We start from the raw sequence: 16,828 nt of genomic DNA, 5'->3' as shown, positions 1-16,828 counted from the left end.
ACCCTTAATGCGGTCCACTCTGCGCACCGGCATGACACTCACCGTCACCTTGTTGCTTTTCCTGGCGTTCAATCTGGTTTGGATAGGTAAACTTCCTGATATCCAGTGGGATCTTTCTCAACAAAAAGTTCACACTTTATCGTCTTCAGCACAACATCTAGTTGCCACATTGGAAAGCCCCGTCGACCTGTATTACTTCAACTCGAACAACGACCCGAAAAGAAACTACGCCGTGCAACGCTACAGCAAGCGTGTAGAGGAACTGCTCAAGGAGTACGAAAAAACGGCCAATGGCATGATTAACCTGCACCTTATTGAACCTGCACCTTTTTCGGAGGACGCCTACAAAGCCCGGCTATCCGGACTCGACCACAACGCTGGGTTTCTCGGCCTTATCGGCACCCGCGCCGGTCACAGTGTGCGCCGTATCGGTTCCTTCAGCCTCGACCGGGAGCCCTTGCTCGAGTATGAAATCAGCCACCTGCTCTATAAGTTGCAGCACCCGGAGCGCCCGGTCATTGCACTGCTGTCGGGGCTGGCGATGGACGAAGCTGCAGGTCGGCTGTTGCAGGATCTACGACGTGAATTTGATCTGGTCAACCTGGAGTCGACTGCCGCGCACGTCCCCGAGCGTATAAAAACGCTGATGGTTGTGCACCCACAGGCGTTATCTGAGCGAACGCTGTATGGGATTGAACAATTTGTATTGAGGGGCGGCAGATTGATGATGTTTATTGACCCCTTGAGCGAGCAACGCTCAAACGCTGCCCCTGCCAACACTCTAGTGGACCAATTACTGGCTGCCTGGGGTATCCAGATGCCAGCGGACAAGCTGCTGGCCGACGACCTCTATACGCCTTGGGAAACGCCAGGGGCGCCCACTCAGGTCCGATTGAACCTGCCTCGGCAGGCGATGAACACAAACGATATCAGCACCTGGAACCTCAACAGGGTGACGGTATCGAGCAGTGGCGCTCTCTCACGAATGAGTAAAAGTCGCACGACCTTCACCCCTCTCCTGCACAGCTCCGAGCAATCGGTGCTGCTGGATGCCAATAGCTTCACCCGCGCTACCACGGTCGACTCATTGATTGAACAGGCGTCGGGCCAAGAGCGGCGTCATGTGATCGCCGCACGTATCGAGGGGCCGAGCTATTCTGTCTTTCCGGATGGCCTCAAGGGGCAGCCGCCCGGTGTGCAGAAAGCAGCGCAGATACATGTCGTGGTCATTACTGACACCGACTTGCTCACGGACAAGGTCAGCAATTCGGCACCTGACAGCAACGCGTTGTTTGTCTTGAATACATTGGACAACCTGTCCGCCCCCGACACACTCGCCGCAATTCGCCCTCGCGTGCCGCAGGAACGGGAGCCGACAGTGCTGGAGCGCATGCACGAGGTCGCGAAGCACGCCTATCGCTCGAAGGCCAGTGAACTGGAACGACGCCTGCAACGAACGGAGCAGGAATGGCAACGGCTGATCCCGTGGACCACTGCCCTCGGCACCCAGGCGGTGGACACCACCACCCAGTTGCAAGCACTCAACAAGGAACGCCTGCGCTTGCCCATGGAGCTGCATGCCTTGCAACGCGAAGCCTATGCCCAGGTGCGTCACCTGGAACTGGCGATAAAACTGGTCGTGACGTTTGCCATTCCGCTGACGTTATGCCTGATCGCCTGGGGGGTCTTCCGGGGTCATCGCCGTCGTCGGCTGCACGCTGGCAGCCTGATTCACTAAACGATTAACGTCGGGCGATCAGCCCTTGTCGAGCGATGCGGGTCAATTGGCGGATGACTTCTGCGGCGTCGCTGGCACTCGGGGCCTGGATGACCGCGAGGTCAAAGCTGTTGCTGGCAAAACGCGCAAGGGAATCGCCATCTTCGACAAACTGGATCAGGAACGCTGAGGGTCGGCCAGTACGGCGCGGCCAGCCATCCAAGTAACGCAAGAGCGTAGGCTGGTGCTTGCCGCCAAGGAGAATTTTAGGATTGCGTTGAGTCAGGTCCGCGGTGATCGGGGCCAGGCGTATCAGGGGGCGTAGTGCATTCATCGTGTCGTGTCTCTGCCTCAAAAGTCTGCGGGCAGGTGAGAGGCAACACCGAACCAGCGCTTTAGCGGAATTTCGAAGCATGGAACATGCTTCTGTCGGGACCGATAGCGATCACCCATGGCGCCCCGCAATTAGCTGTTTAAATCGGCGCATGAACGGCATCCTAGAGAAGCCGGTGGGGCGATGTCAACAATCCCGAGCAACGAAAAGGCCCGCACATGGCGGGCCGATTCAAGGTTTTGCAGAACGATCAGTTGGCGATAGCGCGGTCGGCAGACAGTTTGCCCGCCCCTTCCAACAACACCGCCAGGGTGCCGCCGAGCAAGGCCAGTGCGAACTCATAACCGTTGTTGGCCATGAACAGACCGTTATGGATATGCACCGAGAAGATCGCCACCAGCGTCAGGATGGTCAAGCCGAGTGCCGCCGGACGCGCCAGCAGGCCAATGATCAGTGCCAGGCCGGCGAAGAACTCGGTCCCCCCCGACAGCAGCGCCATCAGCGTACCCGGCGCAAGGCCGATGCTTTCCATCCACTGGGCAGTGCCTGCCAGGCCGTAGCCGCCAAACCAGCCAAAGAGTTTTTGCGAACCGTGGGCGGCGAAGATAATGCCGACAATAATACGCAGGATGGTCAGGCCGTAACCGGCACGGGTGGACAGGACGCTTTTGATCAGTGGGCTCATGGTGATAATCCTTTTCAAAGTAGGGGTTGGTTGGCCGCTATATTAATCAGTTTAAACAATGATAAAAGCCAAAAAAATGCCTGATTAATATCGATTAAATCGATTACTTCCGTGAAGCGATTTTCGGCGCTGGCGGTTCCAGGGATTCCCGCTCCCGATCGAACGCCAGATAGTACTTGTTGACGCTATTAACATAGCTGACGCCGCCCATGCCTACTTGCTCCATGGCAATGCGTTCAACCTGGAAGAACCACTGGTTGGGGTTGAGCCCCCGGCGCTTGGCCTCTGTGCGCATACCCTGCACCCGCTCTGGCCCCATGTTGTACGCCGCCAGCACAAAGGCCATGCGCTCGCGCTCATTGAGCTTGGGACTGGCGAAGAACTTGCGGCGGATCATCGCCAGGTAGCGCGCACCCGCCTGCACATTACTGTCGAGACTTTCGATATTGTTGACCCCCACGCGCTGCGCCGCCGAGGGCGTGATCTGCATCAGGCCGGTGGGGCCGCCGCTGTTGCGTGCGCCAGGGTCAAGCGCGGATTCCTTGAAGGCCAGCGCGGCAAGGTTCAACCAATCCATGCCCTGCTCGCGGGCGTGTTTCTGCAACACTGGGCGCAATTTTTCCAGGCGCTGGCGGTCGACGCGGGCCAGCGGGTTGCGTACTTGGTAGAGGCGACGGTAGATGCGTTGAAACGCCACATCCTGGTCTGCGGGGGTTCGATAGGTCTTGAGGAATCGATCAATGCTGGCCCGCAGCATCGAGGCATCCTGGCGCACAAACCAGTACTCGTCGCCCGGCTCGCTGATGACCACTTGTTTATCGAAACGCAACTTGGGCAGGATCTTCGACCAGCGCTCGGCAATCGGCTTTTCGACAATGGTCAGGTGGAAAATGCCAGCCTGGACCATCTCCAGCACATCTTCCACGGCCAAGGTCGGGTCAACCCATTCCACCTTGATGGGTGGCTGCTTGTGCAGGGCCAGCTTCTGATTGACCTGGCTGATGGCATCCGCCGCCGCACTACCGGTGGTCAGCGCCAGGGTGCGTCCGGACAGTTGCTCCAACTTGGTAAAGCGCCGCTCACCTTTCACACCCACCAGCCACAGCGGCACACCGCTGGCAATCGGATCGCTGGTGCTGATCTTGTGCGCGGCCTTTACATCCACCAACTCACCGGGCGCCACCAGGTCACCTTCACCACGGGCCAGCGCGCCAAGCAACTGGTCCTTGGCCTTGGGAATGATCTTGAGGTTGATTTCCTGGCCGTCACGGGCATGGCCGTTGAGGTATTGCTCGAAGGCGCGCAAACGATGGTATTCCACACCGATGGCCTGGCCCTGAACCTCGCCTGAACTGTTACGGCTCTGGTTGACCAATACGCGCAGGGTGCGGCTCGAGCGAATCTCCGCCAGATCGCGGACCTTGCCGGGCTTGGTCACTTCCAGCGGCCCGTCCAGGCGCGCAACCGCGGCCATGGGCAGCAGCAGCGTCAGGCACAACATAAGCAACGCCGAGGGTCGGATCATCCGCTCTCCGGAAAAGAATACTGGCCAACATCCTCGCGAAAAACGAGGTGGTGGGGTCAGAAACAGAGCGCTATAAGCGCAGGCTTTGCGCGCAACGGTGACACAGGGCAAAGCTTTGGACACAACCCAATGTCACTGGCGACGTTCAAAGACAGCTATAACTCGTTGTAGTTCTTAGTTTTTCTTATAAATCTACAGCTCTGATATGCTTTCCGGCCGCAGGCGGAGATAGCACCATGCAACTCATTGATATCGGCGTCAACCTGACCAACCCCAGTTTCGACGAGAAGCACCAGGCCGTGCTCGAACGTGCCTATGCCGCCGGCGTGCAACAATTGGTGCTCACCGGCACCAGCGTCGAGGGCAGCGAACACGCCCTGGAGCTGTGCGTAAAACTCGATGAAAGCGGCCAGCGCCTGTTCAGCACCGCCGGTATTCACCCCCACTCTGCCAGTGACTGGAACAGCGACAGCGCCCAGCGCTTGCGTGAATTGCTCGGTGAAAGCCGCGTGCGTGCCGTGGGCGAATGCGGGCTGGATTTCAACCGCGACTTCTCGCCCCGCCCCCAGCAGGAAAAAGTATTGGAAGAACACCTGGCCCTGGCCGTCGAGCTGAAACTGCCAGTGTTCCTCCACGAGCGTGACGCCAACGTGCGCCTGCTGGAGATCCTCAAAGGCTACCGCGACCACCTCACCGCCGCCGTGGTGCATTGCTTTACCGGCGAACAGCAGGCGTTGTTCAGCTACCTCGACCTCGACTTGCACATTGGTATCACCGGCTGGATCTGCGACGAACGCCGTGGGACGCACCTGCATCCACTTGTCAGGGAAATTCCCCGAGGCCGTCTGATGCTGGAAAGCGACGCGCCCTACTTGCTGCCACGCACACTGCGCCCAAAACCGAAAAATGGTCGCAACGAGCCCGCGTATCTGCCGGAGGTACTGCGCGAAGTCGCCCTGCATCGCAACGAAAGCGTGGAAGACCTGGCCCAACACAGCACCGCCAGCGCACGCGCTTTTTTCGGCTTGCCCACCCTCGCTTAATGCGGCGCATTGACCCATGTCAAAACGGTTTTCCTGAGTAGCGGCACAATAATGGCACCTTGCCAATGCTGTTTCCGCTATCAGAGAAAACCTTCCATGGGTGCCTGGCTTAGCAATATCTCGCTGAAGTACAAATTTTGGGCCGTCAATGCGGTCGCCTTCATTACCACGCTGCTGCTGGTGCTCTACGCCGTGCAGCTTGAACAACAGGCCCGCAGCACGGCGTCACACGCCTCGGCGCAGGCGCAAGCGCGGTTACTCAGCGCCTGGCCGGCGGACAAAACGCTGCCCAACGGAGAGCTTTGGCTGACGTTCGCAGGTGGCCGAGTCCCCCAACTGGCCGATCAAGATCTTTCAGCCCTGAGAAACGCCAACGGCTGGGTCGAACTCAATCACATGCCCCTCTTTGGCGAAAACCCACTGATGGGTGCCGAAGTGATCGCCCGCCCCGACGGGCAACACGTCGCCGTGCTCGCCTACGCCCCCAGCTTGAGCCAGGTGTTCGCCGAACGCTTCGCCAACTACGCGGTGGCGGTATTGATCCTGATGCTGGCAATGCTCGGCGCCTCGCAATTGCTGATCCGCTTCCTGCTCAGCCAGCTCAACACTCTAAAAGACGTGATGCTGCACGTGGAAAAAACCGGCGACCTGTCCGCCCGCGTGCCCTTGGCGTGCAAGGATGAAGTTGGCCAGATGGCCAGCGCCTTCAACGCCATGCAGGCCGGTTACCAGCGCGTGGTCAACACCGTGGCGCGTACCGCCCGGCAACTGGACGAGGGTGCTGCGCGGCTGGCCAGCAGCATGAACGAGGTGCAGCGCGGCATGCTCGGCCAGCAAAGTGAAACCGACCAGGCCGCCACTGCCATTAACGAGATGACCGCCACCGTCCATCACATTGCCCAACATGCCGGCGCTACCCGGGATCTGTCGCAGACCGCCGACACCCTAGCCGGCAGCGGCCAGGAAGTGGTCACCCGCGTGCAACGCTCGATTGCAGGCCTCTCCACGGGGGTGCAACAGACTGCCGAAATGATCCAGAAACTCGCCGAGGACAGCCAGAAAATCAACGGCGTGGTCAGCGTGATCCATAGCATCGCCGAACAGACCAACCTACTCGCCCTCAACGCCGCCATCGAAGCCGCCCGCGCCGGGGAAATGGGCCGTGGCTTTGCCGTGGTTGCCGACGAAGTGCGCAACCTGGCCAAACGCGTGCAAAACTCCACCGACGAAATCACCCGCATGGTCTCGGCACTGCAAGACGGCACCCGCGACGCAGTGGACTTCATGCAGGAAAGCTCGTTCAAGGCCGACGACTGCGTCCAACAAGCCCAGGAAGCCGGCGCCGCACTCGCCGAAATCACCGGCGCCGTGGCGCAGATGCGCGAAAGCAACACCCAGATCGCCGTCGCCGCCGAACAGCAAAGCCACGTCGCCGAAGAGATGAACCGCGCGGTAGTGAGTATTCGAGACGTGACTGAGAACACCGTGCAACAAACCGTGGACTCGGCGACTACCAGCAATGAATTGGCGACCTTGGCCGGGGAACTGAGCAAAGCGATTGGGCAGTTGAAGCTGTAGGACTGTTCAACCTGTAATCCCTTGCCTACAACGAAGCCTCGATTTACCCGAGGTTTTGGTGAAACTTCCTAGCTATCCTGGCGAATAACGCCGACTTCTTTTCCCTACCAACCTCTCCAAAGTCTCTCGCCTGATCAATCAGCGCGAGGGACCGCCGATGCACTTCTCCGTTAACACCCTGACCCGTTGGACGGCCTCTTGATTCCGGTCATTGGCAAGTTTGTCCTGTCGCCGATGAATGCCAAAGCGCCCGACGTCGAAGGCGTCCTTCGTGACTTTCGGGATTGCCTGAACACTTTCGACGAATGGGCCGAGCGCTTCTGGAGTGGCTCTTCGCTGGAAGTCGAGCAGGTGTTCAAGGTGGGGGAAGAGGTTTCTCTCGTCGCTCCGGCGTCTTCCAAAAAAACCAATCGCACGGTGGCCGTCTGCAAAGCCCAGGGCGCGTTGACCTTGGTGCATATGTTCGAGAGCACACGCTTTGTGCCCATCGGCAATACGCCGGTGATGCTGCAAGCGATTGCCCCTGATGGCAGCCCGATGGGCGCGCCGATCCATCACACCATTGGCCCCAGCGGCATTCTTGAAATCAAGGATTGCACCCGCGACCAGCACTACCAGATCACTTTTTATCCCAACGTTTCCAAGGATCACGTCAAGGCGCTGTATGCGTCTTATCAGTCGGTGATCGCGGGGTTGGAAGGTCGTCTGCGTGATGAATGGAAAACCACCTTCAAGCCGCAATGGAGCCGCTTTGCCAATACCGCGCCGCTCGAGCGCAGCGCGATGCAGGCCGTGGCGTTTTCAACAGGGATTGGTAAAGCGCTCTATAACCTCTGGGACAATTTCACACAGCTTTACGAGCTATTGGCGGACCTCAAGGCCAACAGCGAGAAGTTGTTGCAGTACATCACCCAAGCCGAGCTGGATGAATTGCTGAAACTGGGCAAAGACGCCATTGCCCACGGCCTGCTGGTGCTTAGCGATGAGCCGCTGTTGTTCATCTATTTGTCAGCGATGGTGGCCTGGATACGCATGCTCCCGCCGCCGCAGATGTACGAACTGCTGGGCGAGATTACCGGCGAGGTGCTGATCAATCTGTTTTTGATCTGGGCGACGCGGGGGATGGGGGTGCAGATACGCCTGGGTGCGCAGGTGCTGGGGCATATCAAGTCCGGGCGGGTGCGTAAGTGGCTGGAGATGCTGGCCGATCAGCTTGCCGAACCGCGCTTGGAGCAGCATGTTGAAGCGGCCAAGCCGTTGTTGGTGGGTAGCCCGGCGACGCCGATCCGGACGATTCCGGATGTGCCGTTGAAGGCTGGGAATCAGGTGGTTTCCAACCCGGTGCCGGTGATTCGGGACAAGGCCCAGCGGACGGTGTTGGTGCGACAGGAACCTATCGACGATGCCCCTGCGGTTGCGAAAAACCCAGCTGGCGATGCGACGGCCTCTTCGGATAAGACCGCGACCAATGGCTGCCCGGTATCGATGGTTACCGGGGAGGAACTGCTGACACTGACCGATGGTGCGCTCGATGGGATTTTGCCGTTTGAGTGGACACTGTTGTACCGCACCAGTGCGGTGGAAGTGGATTGCGGGCTGGGGTTTGGCTGGAGTCACTCGCTGGCGCATCGGCTCGCGGTTTCTGGTGATTCGGTGGTGTGGTCAGACCATGAGAATCGCTCCACCACCCTGCCCTTGCCATCTGCTTCTCGGCCCGCGATCACCAACAGCCTTGCCGAAGCGGCGATCTACTTGGGGGCGTTGCCTGATGAGCTGGTGCTGGCTCAGGCGTCGCGTTTCTACCACTTGCGTGACGGTGTGCTGACAGCAATCAGCGACGCGTATGACAACCGGCTGCGCATTTTCCGTAACTACCTCGGGCAGATCGAGCGGCTGGACAACGGTGTGGGACGCTCGTTGTTTTTGCGCTACGCGTCGGGCCGCATTGTTGCGGTGGATTACCAGACTGAGCGGGCTGTGGATGACGGTCCGTTTGTCTGGGTGACGGAGCAGAACGTTGTTTCCTACGCCTATGACGCTGCTGGTCGGTTGGTTTCAGCGACTAACGCTGTAGGCGAAAGTGAGGTTTATCGGTACGACGATCAGCACGTCATTCTTGAGCGCGGACTGGCCGGTGGGGCGAGTTTCTTTTGGGAATGGGAACGGTCTGGTAAGGCGGCGCGGTGTGTCCGGCATTGGGCAAGCTTTTCGCAGACGGACACGCGGTATGTGTGGGATGACAACGGGCAGGTCACGGTTTTTAACGCCGATGGCAGCCAGGAAGTCTACGTGCATGACCAGCGGGCGCGGCTGGTGCAGCGGGTGGATCCGGATGGTGCCGAGCACTTTAAATCCTACGATGAGAAAGGCCGGCTGACGGTTGAGCAGGATCCTCTCGGCGCGATCACGGCCTACCAGTACTACGAAGCCGGACGCTTGGTGGCGTTGTTTCCTGGGGATGATGAGCCGACTTCCTACGAGCATGAGAATGGGTTCGTACGGGTTGTGCGGCGTGGTGAAGCGGTTTGGAAGTATGAGCGTAATGACCAAGGCGACGTTACGCGCAGGACCGATCCTGACAGCAACGCTACTGACTACAGCTACAACAAATATGGGCAGCTGGTTGGGTTTTGGTATCAGGATCACAGCTGTCAGAAGCTGGTTTGGAATGAACGCGGACAACTGCTTGAAGAGCTGCTACCGAATGGCGGGATCAAGCGCTATCGCTATGACGATCTGGGGCGGCAGGTTGCGCGTGAGGATGAACATGGCGCGCTGACTCAGTATCAGTGGGATGCAGCAGGCCGCTTGCTGAAAGTGACTCAGCCTGACGGCGCAACGCGGGAATACAGCTACAACCCCTACGGAAAAATCACCTCCGACCGCGATGAACTGGGAAATATCACCCGCTACGAATACGCCGACGGCCTGCACCTGATCAGTCGCCGCATCAACGCCGATGGCACCCAGGTCAAATACCGTTACGACAACGTGCGGTTGTTGCTGACCGAAATCGAAAACGAAGTCGGCGAAACTTACCGGCTCCAGTACCACAGCAATGGCCTGATCCAACAGGAAACCGGGTTTGACGGCCAGCGCACCGCTTACGTTTATGACCTGAACGGCAACCTGCAAGAAAAGACCGAACACGGCGACGACGGCAGTCAGCTAGTCACCCGCTACGAGCGCGATCACGCCGGACGACTCGTAAGAAAAACCCTACCCGACGGCAACATCGTCGATTACGCCTACGACCGCCAAGGCAACCTCCTCAGCGTCGACGACGGCCACTGGGCGCTGGCCTACGAATACGATCCCCAGAACCGCCTCACCGCCGAGCACCAGGGCTGGGGCACTCTGCGTTATGGCTACGACGCCTGCGGCCAACTTAAAAACCTACGTTTGCCGGACAACAATCGCCTGGTGTTCAATCACAGCAAAGGCGGTCAACTCGAGAAAGTAGAGCTCAATGGCCGCACGCTCACCGCCCACCGATTTGATACGGGTCGAGAACACCAAAGAGGCCAAGGAAGTCTACTCAGCAGCTACCAATACGACGAACAAGGACGCTTGTTCAACCATGGCCTATGCGACGTCGAAGGTGCGATATATCAGCGCCAATACCACTACGACAAATCCGGCAACCTCACCCGCCTCATCGACACCCGCAAAGGCGAAAGCCATTACCACTACGACCCGCTAAGCCGCCTCACCCGCGTCCACCACTCCCAAGGCGAACAGGAACGTTTCGGCCCAAAAGAAACAAAGCCCTACTACTACCAACTCGACCACCTTGGCACACCACAAGAACTCACCGCCCCTAACGGTGAAGTCGTCTGGTCCGCCCATTACCGCGCCTACGGCGAAATCACCCGCCTCGACGCCAATAAAATCGACAACCCGCTGCGCTTCCAGGGCCAATACTTCGACCCGGAAAGCAGACTGCACTACAACCGCCATCGCTACTACAATCCGGATATTGGTCGTTACCTGACACCGGATCCGGTGAAGCTCGCGGGTGGGATCAATGCCTACCAGTACGTACCAAATCCTACTGGGTGGGTGGATCCGCTAGGGCTGAGCGCCAACTGCCCGCCGAAAGGGAAATACCCGTCAGCCTGTAAAACATGGAATGAACCAGAAGCACCCGATATTTCACGCAAAGGCGCTTTCAGAGGAGCGAAAAGAGATGCCGGTATACCAATGAGCCAGAGCCCGGACATGGTAGTAGACCCAGACACAGGAAAGACCAAACAATACGCTATTGAAAAAATGACGGACAAAAATGAAAAAAGAATACTGGATGACAACGGTATGCCCATCGACACAAGGGTATATCAATTTACAAGATCAAATGGTTCAAAAATCCTTATTCAAGACCACTCAGCGGGCCATAAATTCGGTAGAGTAGATAGCATTGGAGATCACTCTTCGCACTTCAATTTGCGGCCAATCGACAAGCCTCGAAAAGGTTATATCGAAGGAGCAAAAAAACATTATCCATTCAGGAAATAAGCATGAAATACTGGAATGACTTAGATGGAAGCATATTTTTTAACAAACTTTTTAGCTCCTCTATTGAAATTGGAAAAATAGCTCTTTTTTCTATAAGGATAGAAAATGACCAACCTTGTATTGGCATGGGTTTCGACATACCCGAGTTTCCAGATAACTTACCAGAAAAATGGAAGAATAAAGGGTATAACATGTGTAGATTAGGTCTAACTTTTTATGAAATCAAAGACTTAAAAATTTCAAATATTCCTGCACATGAGGTATTTACCGTAAACATCAACAAAGATAGTGACTATTTCACATTTGAAGCCGTCAGCAACAACGCTTCCATAAAGTTCAATGCAAAATTCATTTCACTTAAAGATCCTAATGTTTATATTAACGGACCGGACGACTACTACTTCAAATAGTTCGAGTGTTTTAACTCGCAAACACACATCCAAACGGTACCAGAGTATTGAGTCACCTTGAAAAGGAAATAGGCCAAGCTTTAAAAAGCTGCATATCCGCTCTAGAAACTGCAATCGAGCGAACTTGCCACTTTCATCCACGCTCTGACGAGAAAGTTCTTCAAATCAGAAAGCGATATACTCGACCCGGTCAAACTGTTCGAAAAAAGCACCGAGCACAACCCGACTTCTGGAAAGAAATACAGCATCGCATCATTAAAAAAAACTGATTCTATTAGTGCTCGACTCAACGTACAGCGCTTGGACGGTCAGCAATTCCCAAGACATTGCAGACATCCTAGGTGAATCGATCGGATACCCATTTTGGGTGGCCGATATCGAACTCACTTTTCTGGTGCACTTGGATGACCATGACTGCGTAATTTGGGCATAAAGTGGCTTGCGGCAATTGCGCTCTATGACCCCCATAGTTAGCCCCAATTCGCCGCCCCAGCCGCTCCCACCTAAACTCTGCCCAGGCTATTTCAACGGACAGAGGATTCACCATCATGGGCAAACGTCACCCCAATCTCCCCGCCTGGCAATGGCGCAGCTACCCGCAAAACCATCAGCACCCGACCAACCTGGCGTTGCACCTGATTGCCGTGCCGCTGTTTATCGTCGGGTTCCTGTTGATCGTATCCGGGGTATTCAGCCTGAGCCTGGCCAGTTTTGCCGTCGGCGTTGTCGGCATCCTGGCCGGCTTGGCGCTACAGCGCCATGGCCATAGCCTGGAAGCCCAGGCCAGTGAGCCGTTCAGTGATCGTAAAGACGCAGTACAACGCCTGGTGGTTGAGCAGTTCGTGACCTTTCCGCGTTTTGTATTGAGCGGTAGCTGGTGGCGCGCTTGGCAGCAGCGCCACAGGCATTGAGGTCAGGCGAAGACCACCACGGTCTGGCGGCTGATGGCGATCAATTCGCCGGTCGGGCTCCATAACGCGGCAGCGGCATGGCCGTAGCCGTCGCGGGCGTGTTCGATGGTGACGTGGTACTGGCACCAGTCGAGGGTGCTCAGAGTCTGCAGGGGTTGGATGAACTCGATGGTCCAGGTCAGGGTGCTGCCCGGCGCTGGCTTTTTCAGGTGCGGCAGCAAGGCCGGCGGCCAGGCGTCGACCAGGGCGAGGATATGCGCCTCGGTCAGTGGCTCTTCTTTCACATCCCCGCGTAAACGCACCCAACCGCCCATGTCGCGGGATTTGTTGCCGGTAAACGGCAAGCCGCCCACACTCCAGCGCATCGCCAGGTGGCGCATGAATTCAGGGGTAACGCCCTTGATATAGGGCAGTTCCTGACACTCGTCCCAGTGTTTGAACACGGGCGGCGCTTCACTCTCGACAGCAATTTCCGACTCACGGGAGGCGCCGAAACTGGCTTGTACCAGTGTCGCCACTTCACCGTTCTGCACTACGCGGCCGAGCAACTGGCTGACGGCCTTGCCTTCGCGCAACACTTCGACTTGATAACTGGCAGAAACGTCCGGCGCGACCGGGCCAACAAAGGTGATTGCCAGTGATCGTAAAGGCCGATCAGCTGGCACCTGGGCGCGCAGGGCTTCGTATTGCAATGCGGCGACCAGCCCACCAAACGTTGCGCGGCCCTGGGCCCATTCGGCGGGGATGGTCACATCCAGCGGGTTGCTTCGTGCGGCGTCGAGCAAATCACTAAAGCGCATGGCGCGTCTCACATCAGAAGGAACAGATGGGTGATCTTAATCATCGGCCCCATGAGGTGCAGCGCCTATTCCGGCCAAAAGCCGGACCGGCTCAGAAACAATCGGCGCTGAGTTTGTCCAGCACGCGATCGGCCTGCCCTTCCGCCTTGGCCATGGTGCGATGCCATACCGCAACACAAGGTTGCAGGTCTGCCTGGTGCTCGGCCTGGGCCAACCACTGCCAGCAGTCATGCCAATCCCCGAGGGTAGCCTGGGCTTTTTTCAGGCGTGACATGGCGTTGGCAGGCAACTTGTCCAGCTCGGGATACGCTTCCGCCGCGTAGCGCACGCGCTTGATCAGCAACCGCAGGCGGTGGCGATCATGGTCGGGGTCTTTCAAGGCTTCACCGAGTTTCTGCCATTGCTTGGCCAGACGCTTCTCGATACGTGGGCGCAGGCCTTTGAGCAGTTTCTGGTGTTCAGAGGCACGAATAAAACGCGGGAAGGCGTCGAGTATCCGCAGCAAATGGGCAACTTCCGGGCTTTGTGCCACCTGGCGATAGGCATCGGGTTGCAGGCGTAGGCGCCGGTCAGCGGCCTCGTGATGGCCATGCTGATGCAAATACGCCGCCAGCACCTCACGGTCGCGTAGCGGCGTTGTCATCTGGCCCACACTGCTGGCGGCCGATTCAAGCTGTTCAACCCCTGGCAACCCACGCAGGGGGCGCAACAGGCTGCGCAGTCGGCGCACAGTGGTGCGCAGGTCATGCAAGGCTTCATCGTCGGTGACGGCGGCGAGGCGAGCCTGGCAGCTCAGTAACCCTACTTCCAGGCCAATGACCTGAGCGACTAACTGATCGACCAAAGCTGACATCCCTTCCTCCCCCTGACGACGAAAATTCCCAGGTAACTCATGGCCGCCGACGCAGCCTCGTTGCACTCGACAGCTGCTACGCGTCAACGCCCGGCGCGAGACTCACGAATATAGAACCGCGCTTTCTCGGCTTTATTGGAGCAGCCTTCAAAGGCTTCAAATTGTTGCTGGGTTTTGGCGCCGGTCAACAAAGACAAGGCCTTGGAGTAGCTCACCGTGCCGGCAAAACCTTCAGCCTTGGCCAGGTCCAGTTCTTTCCAGGCGGCGTCCAATTGCGAGCCACAGCTGTCGCGGTACGCGGTTTTACCGGCACAACCGGCCAGGGCCAACACGATCACAGGCACACACATCCAGGCTTTCATCGATGACACCTCAAAATAAAGAAAAAACAGTCGTACGTTGTAGACGTTGCCTACATGGAAAAGTGCCTAATCCTTAGCCTGAAATCGATAGTACCTATATACCCCAACATCCCAGAGCATACCCGAGCGCCGCGAGTATTCAGGAAAAATATTACATGCCTTGCGAAGATTGAAGCCGCCACCTCAATGGGTGCATTGTGGGCACCTGCATTGGGAAGGACATGGACCATGAAAAAACGTGTTGCCTTGGTGCTGGGCTCCGGCGGAGCCCGGGGCTACGCCCATATTGGGGTTATCGAGGAAATCGAACGGCGCGGCTACGACATCGCCTGTGTCGCCGGGTGTTCCATGGGGGCCGTGGTCGGCGGGATCTACGCCGCCGGCAAGCTGGAGGAGTATCGAAACTGGATTGAAAGCCTCGACTATCTCGACGTGCTGCGCTTGGTCGACGTGAGTTTTCGCCTGGGGGCGATTCGCGGCGAGAAGGTCTTCGGGCAGATCCGCAAGATCGTCGGTGAGATCAATATCGAAGAACTGCGCATCCCCTACACCGCCGTCGCCACCGACCTGACCAACCAGCAGGAAATTTGGTTCCAGGAAGGCTGCCTGCACCAGGCCATGCGCGCTTCGGCGGCGATTCCCAGCCTGTTCACCCCGGTGATGCAAGGCAACCGCATGCTGGTGGACGGCGGCCTGCTCAACCCGCTGCCCATCGTGCCGGTAGTGTCGAGTCATTGTGACTTGATCATCGCGGTCAACCTCAACGCCACCAACCAGAAGCAGTACCGGTTGCCGGTGATCCAACGCCCGCCAGCCTTCAAGAGTCGCTTCAACAACCTGGCGAAATCACTCGGTTCGCACCTGCCGTTTCGCCGCAAGCAGGCCGAACAATTGCTGAAGCTGGAGCAAGAGGCACTGGAGGCGCAAGCGGCAGAGATCAATCCGTGGCTGGACTCGGCCGAGCCGGAATCCCAACAACCCGCCGCCGCACCGGAAAAACCCGGTGCACCGAGGTCAGCGACCGGCTCATTCATCATCGATAACGTCGGCCCGGCGTCGCTGCTCGACTTGATCAACCAGAGCTTCGAAGTGATGCAAACCTCGCTGGCGCAGTACAAGATTGCCGGCTACCCGCCGGATGTGCTGATCAACGTGCCGAAGCGGGTGTGCCGGTTTTTCGAGTTCTACAAAGCGCCGGAGTTGATTGCGCTGGGAAGGGAAATTGCCAGTGATACGTTGGATCGGTATGAGAGTGAGCAGAGTTGAGGGTTAAGGTGCTGCTGATGACGCCATCGCAGGCAAGCCAGCTCCCACCTTTGGAATGCACGCCCCTGTGGGAGCCGGGCTTGCCCGCGATGGCGTCGGAACCGACGCCAAACATCTAAGCACTCAACAACCGATACCCCACCCCCGCCTCGGTCACGATAAACCTCGGCTGAGTCGGATCATCCGCCAGCTTCTGTCGCAGATGCCCCACCACAATACGCAGATAGTGGCTGTCCTCGGTATGGGTCGGGCCCCAGATATCCTTGAGCAATTGCTGCTGGGTAATCACCCGCCCCGGATGCCGGGCGAGCTGCGCGAGCACCGCATACTCCTTGCGCGTCAGCGCCACTTCGGCACCGTCCAGCAGCACCCGGCGATAGGCCAGGTCGACCGTCAACGGGCCAAACCGCAAGGCCGCTTCCTGGGCTTCACCCGCGGGCGCCTGGCGCAGCAGCGCACGTACCCGGGCGAGAAACTCCTGGATGCCGAAGGGTTTGGTCACATAGTCATTGGCGCCACCGTCAAGCGCTTCGACTTTTTGCCCTTCACTGGCCCGCACCGACAGCACCAACACCGGCACCGTCGACCACTCACGGAATTCGCGCAGCACCTGCTGGCCGTCCATGTCCGGCAAGCCAAGGTCGAGCACCAGCAAATCCGGCTTGCTCAGTGCCGCCTGGGCCAGGCCTTCGCTGCCGGTGCCGGCCTCAATCACTTTGTAGCCCTGGGAGGCCAGGCTGATGCGCAGGAATTTGCGGATCTGCGGTTCGTCATCAATGACCAAAATCGTCGCGGTCTGGCTCATGGTGTCCAATCAAAATCCGTGAAG

At 57.9% G+C, this 16,828-nt stretch carries 14 protein-coding genes; 7 read left to right on the top strand and 7 right to left on the bottom strand.

Annotated elements, in window-relative coordinates; all coding sequences use genetic code 11:
• Positions 1–7 precede the first annotated feature (7 nt).
• Positions 8–1,738: a Gldg family protein gene (locus HU722_RS09410; protein ID WP_186752988.1), complete on the top strand. Its 1,731-nt coding sequence runs from the start codon at positions 8–10 to the stop codon at positions 1,736–1,738.
• 4 nt (positions 1,739–1,742) lie between these two features.
• On the opposite strand, the gene HU722_RS09405 is transcribed toward HU722_RS09410, so the two are convergent.
• The 3 genes from HU722_RS09405 to HU722_RS09395 form a co-directional block, all read right to left on the bottom strand.
• Positions 1,743–2,051 carry a hypothetical protein gene (locus HU722_RS09405; protein WP_065882405.1) on the bottom strand — a complete coding sequence of 103 codons (309 nt, stop codon included), beginning with the start codon at positions 2,049–2,051 and terminating at the stop codon, positions 1,743–1,745.
• Positions 2,052–2,301: 250 nt separating this feature from the next.
• Positions 2,302–2,736 (bottom strand): DoxX family protein, encoded by a 435-nt coding sequence (locus tag HU722_RS09400; protein ID WP_065872748.1) that lies wholly within the window; start codon positions 2,734–2,736, stop codon positions 2,302–2,304.
• A 103-nt stretch (positions 2,737–2,839) separates the two neighbouring features.
• Complete coding sequence (locus HU722_RS09395) at positions 2,840–4,261, bottom strand: MltF family protein (protein ID WP_065872749.1); 1,422 nt, start codon at positions 4,259–4,261, stop codon at positions 2,840–2,842.
• A 236-nt stretch (positions 4,262–4,497) separates the two neighbouring features.
• Here HU722_RS09395 and HU722_RS09390 point away from each other — a divergent pair, with 236 nt between their 5' ends.
• The 5 genes from HU722_RS09390 to HU722_RS09370 all read left to right on the top strand — a co-directional run bounded on the left by HU722_RS09390 (position 4,498) and on the right by HU722_RS09370 (position 12,718).
• A complete protein-coding gene (locus HU722_RS09390; RefSeq protein WP_065872750.1) occupies positions 4,498–5,304 on the top strand; it encodes a TatD family hydrolase in 807 nt (268 codons plus the stop codon).
• A gap of 96 nt (positions 5,305–5,400) precedes the next feature.
• Positions 5,401–6,882 carry a methyl-accepting chemotaxis protein gene (locus HU722_RS09385; RefSeq protein ID WP_065872751.1) on the top strand — a complete coding sequence of 494 codons (1,482 nt, stop codon included), beginning with the start codon at positions 5,401–5,403 and terminating at the stop codon, positions 6,880–6,882.
• A gap of 198 nt (positions 6,883–7,080) precedes the next feature.
• Entirely contained in the window at positions 7,081–11,397 is a 4,317-nt protein-coding gene (locus HU722_RS09380; RefSeq protein ID WP_186763697.1) for an RHS repeat-associated core domain-containing protein, read from the top strand.
• Between the two features lie 2 nt (positions 11,398–11,399).
• Positions 11,400–11,807 carry an Imm50 family immunity protein gene (locus tag HU722_RS09375; protein WP_065874988.1) on the top strand — a complete coding sequence of 136 codons (408 nt, stop codon included), beginning with the start codon at positions 11,400–11,402 and terminating at the stop codon, positions 11,805–11,807.
• Positions 11,808–12,355: 548 nt separating this feature from the next.
• A complete protein-coding gene (locus HU722_RS09370; RefSeq protein WP_065874987.1) occupies positions 12,356–12,718 on the top strand; it encodes an Mpo1-like protein in 363 nt (120 codons plus the stop codon).
• A gap of 2 nt (positions 12,719–12,720) precedes the next feature.
• Here the strand turns inward: HU722_RS09370 and HU722_RS09365 are convergent, their stop codons facing one another.
• From HU722_RS09365 to HU722_RS09355, 3 genes are all read right to left on the bottom strand, one after another.
• Entirely contained in the window at positions 12,721–13,518 is a 798-nt protein-coding gene (locus tag HU722_RS09365; protein ID WP_065874986.1) for an acyl-CoA thioesterase, read from the bottom strand.
• A gap of 91 nt (positions 13,519–13,609) precedes the next feature.
• Positions 13,610–14,371, bottom strand: a complete 762-nt coding sequence (locus tag HU722_RS09360) for a CHAD domain-containing protein (protein WP_065874985.1) — start codon at positions 14,369–14,371, stop codon at positions 13,610–13,612.
• Between the two features lie 83 nt (positions 14,372–14,454).
• Positions 14,455–14,733, bottom strand: a complete 279-nt coding sequence (locus HU722_RS09355) for a hypothetical protein (protein WP_012722962.1) — start codon at positions 14,731–14,733, stop codon at positions 14,455–14,457.
• Positions 14,734–14,961: 228 nt separating this feature from the next.
• Here HU722_RS09355 and HU722_RS09350 point away from each other — a divergent pair, with 228 nt between their 5' ends.
• Positions 14,962–15,999 carry a patatin-like phospholipase family protein gene (locus HU722_RS09350; RefSeq protein ID WP_065874984.1) on the top strand — a complete coding sequence of 346 codons (1,038 nt, stop codon included), beginning with the start codon at positions 14,962–14,964 and terminating at the stop codon, positions 15,997–15,999.
• A gap of 115 nt (positions 16,000–16,114) precedes the next feature.
• Here the strand turns inward: HU722_RS09350 and HU722_RS09345 are convergent, their stop codons facing one another.
• Positions 16,115–16,804: a response regulator gene (locus HU722_RS09345; protein ID WP_065874983.1), complete on the bottom strand. Its 690-nt coding sequence runs from the start codon at positions 16,802–16,804 to the stop codon at positions 16,115–16,117.
• Positions 16,805–16,828 lie beyond the last annotated feature (24 nt).

The sequence above is a fragment of the Pseudomonas tritici genome (assembly GCF_014268275.3).
GTDB lineage: Bacteria > Pseudomonadota > Gammaproteobacteria > Pseudomonadales > Pseudomonadaceae > Aquipseudomonas > Aquipseudomonas tritici.
The sequence above is the reverse complement of the archived record's forward strand: the minus strand, read 5'-3'. Positions and strand labels throughout refer to the sequence as shown.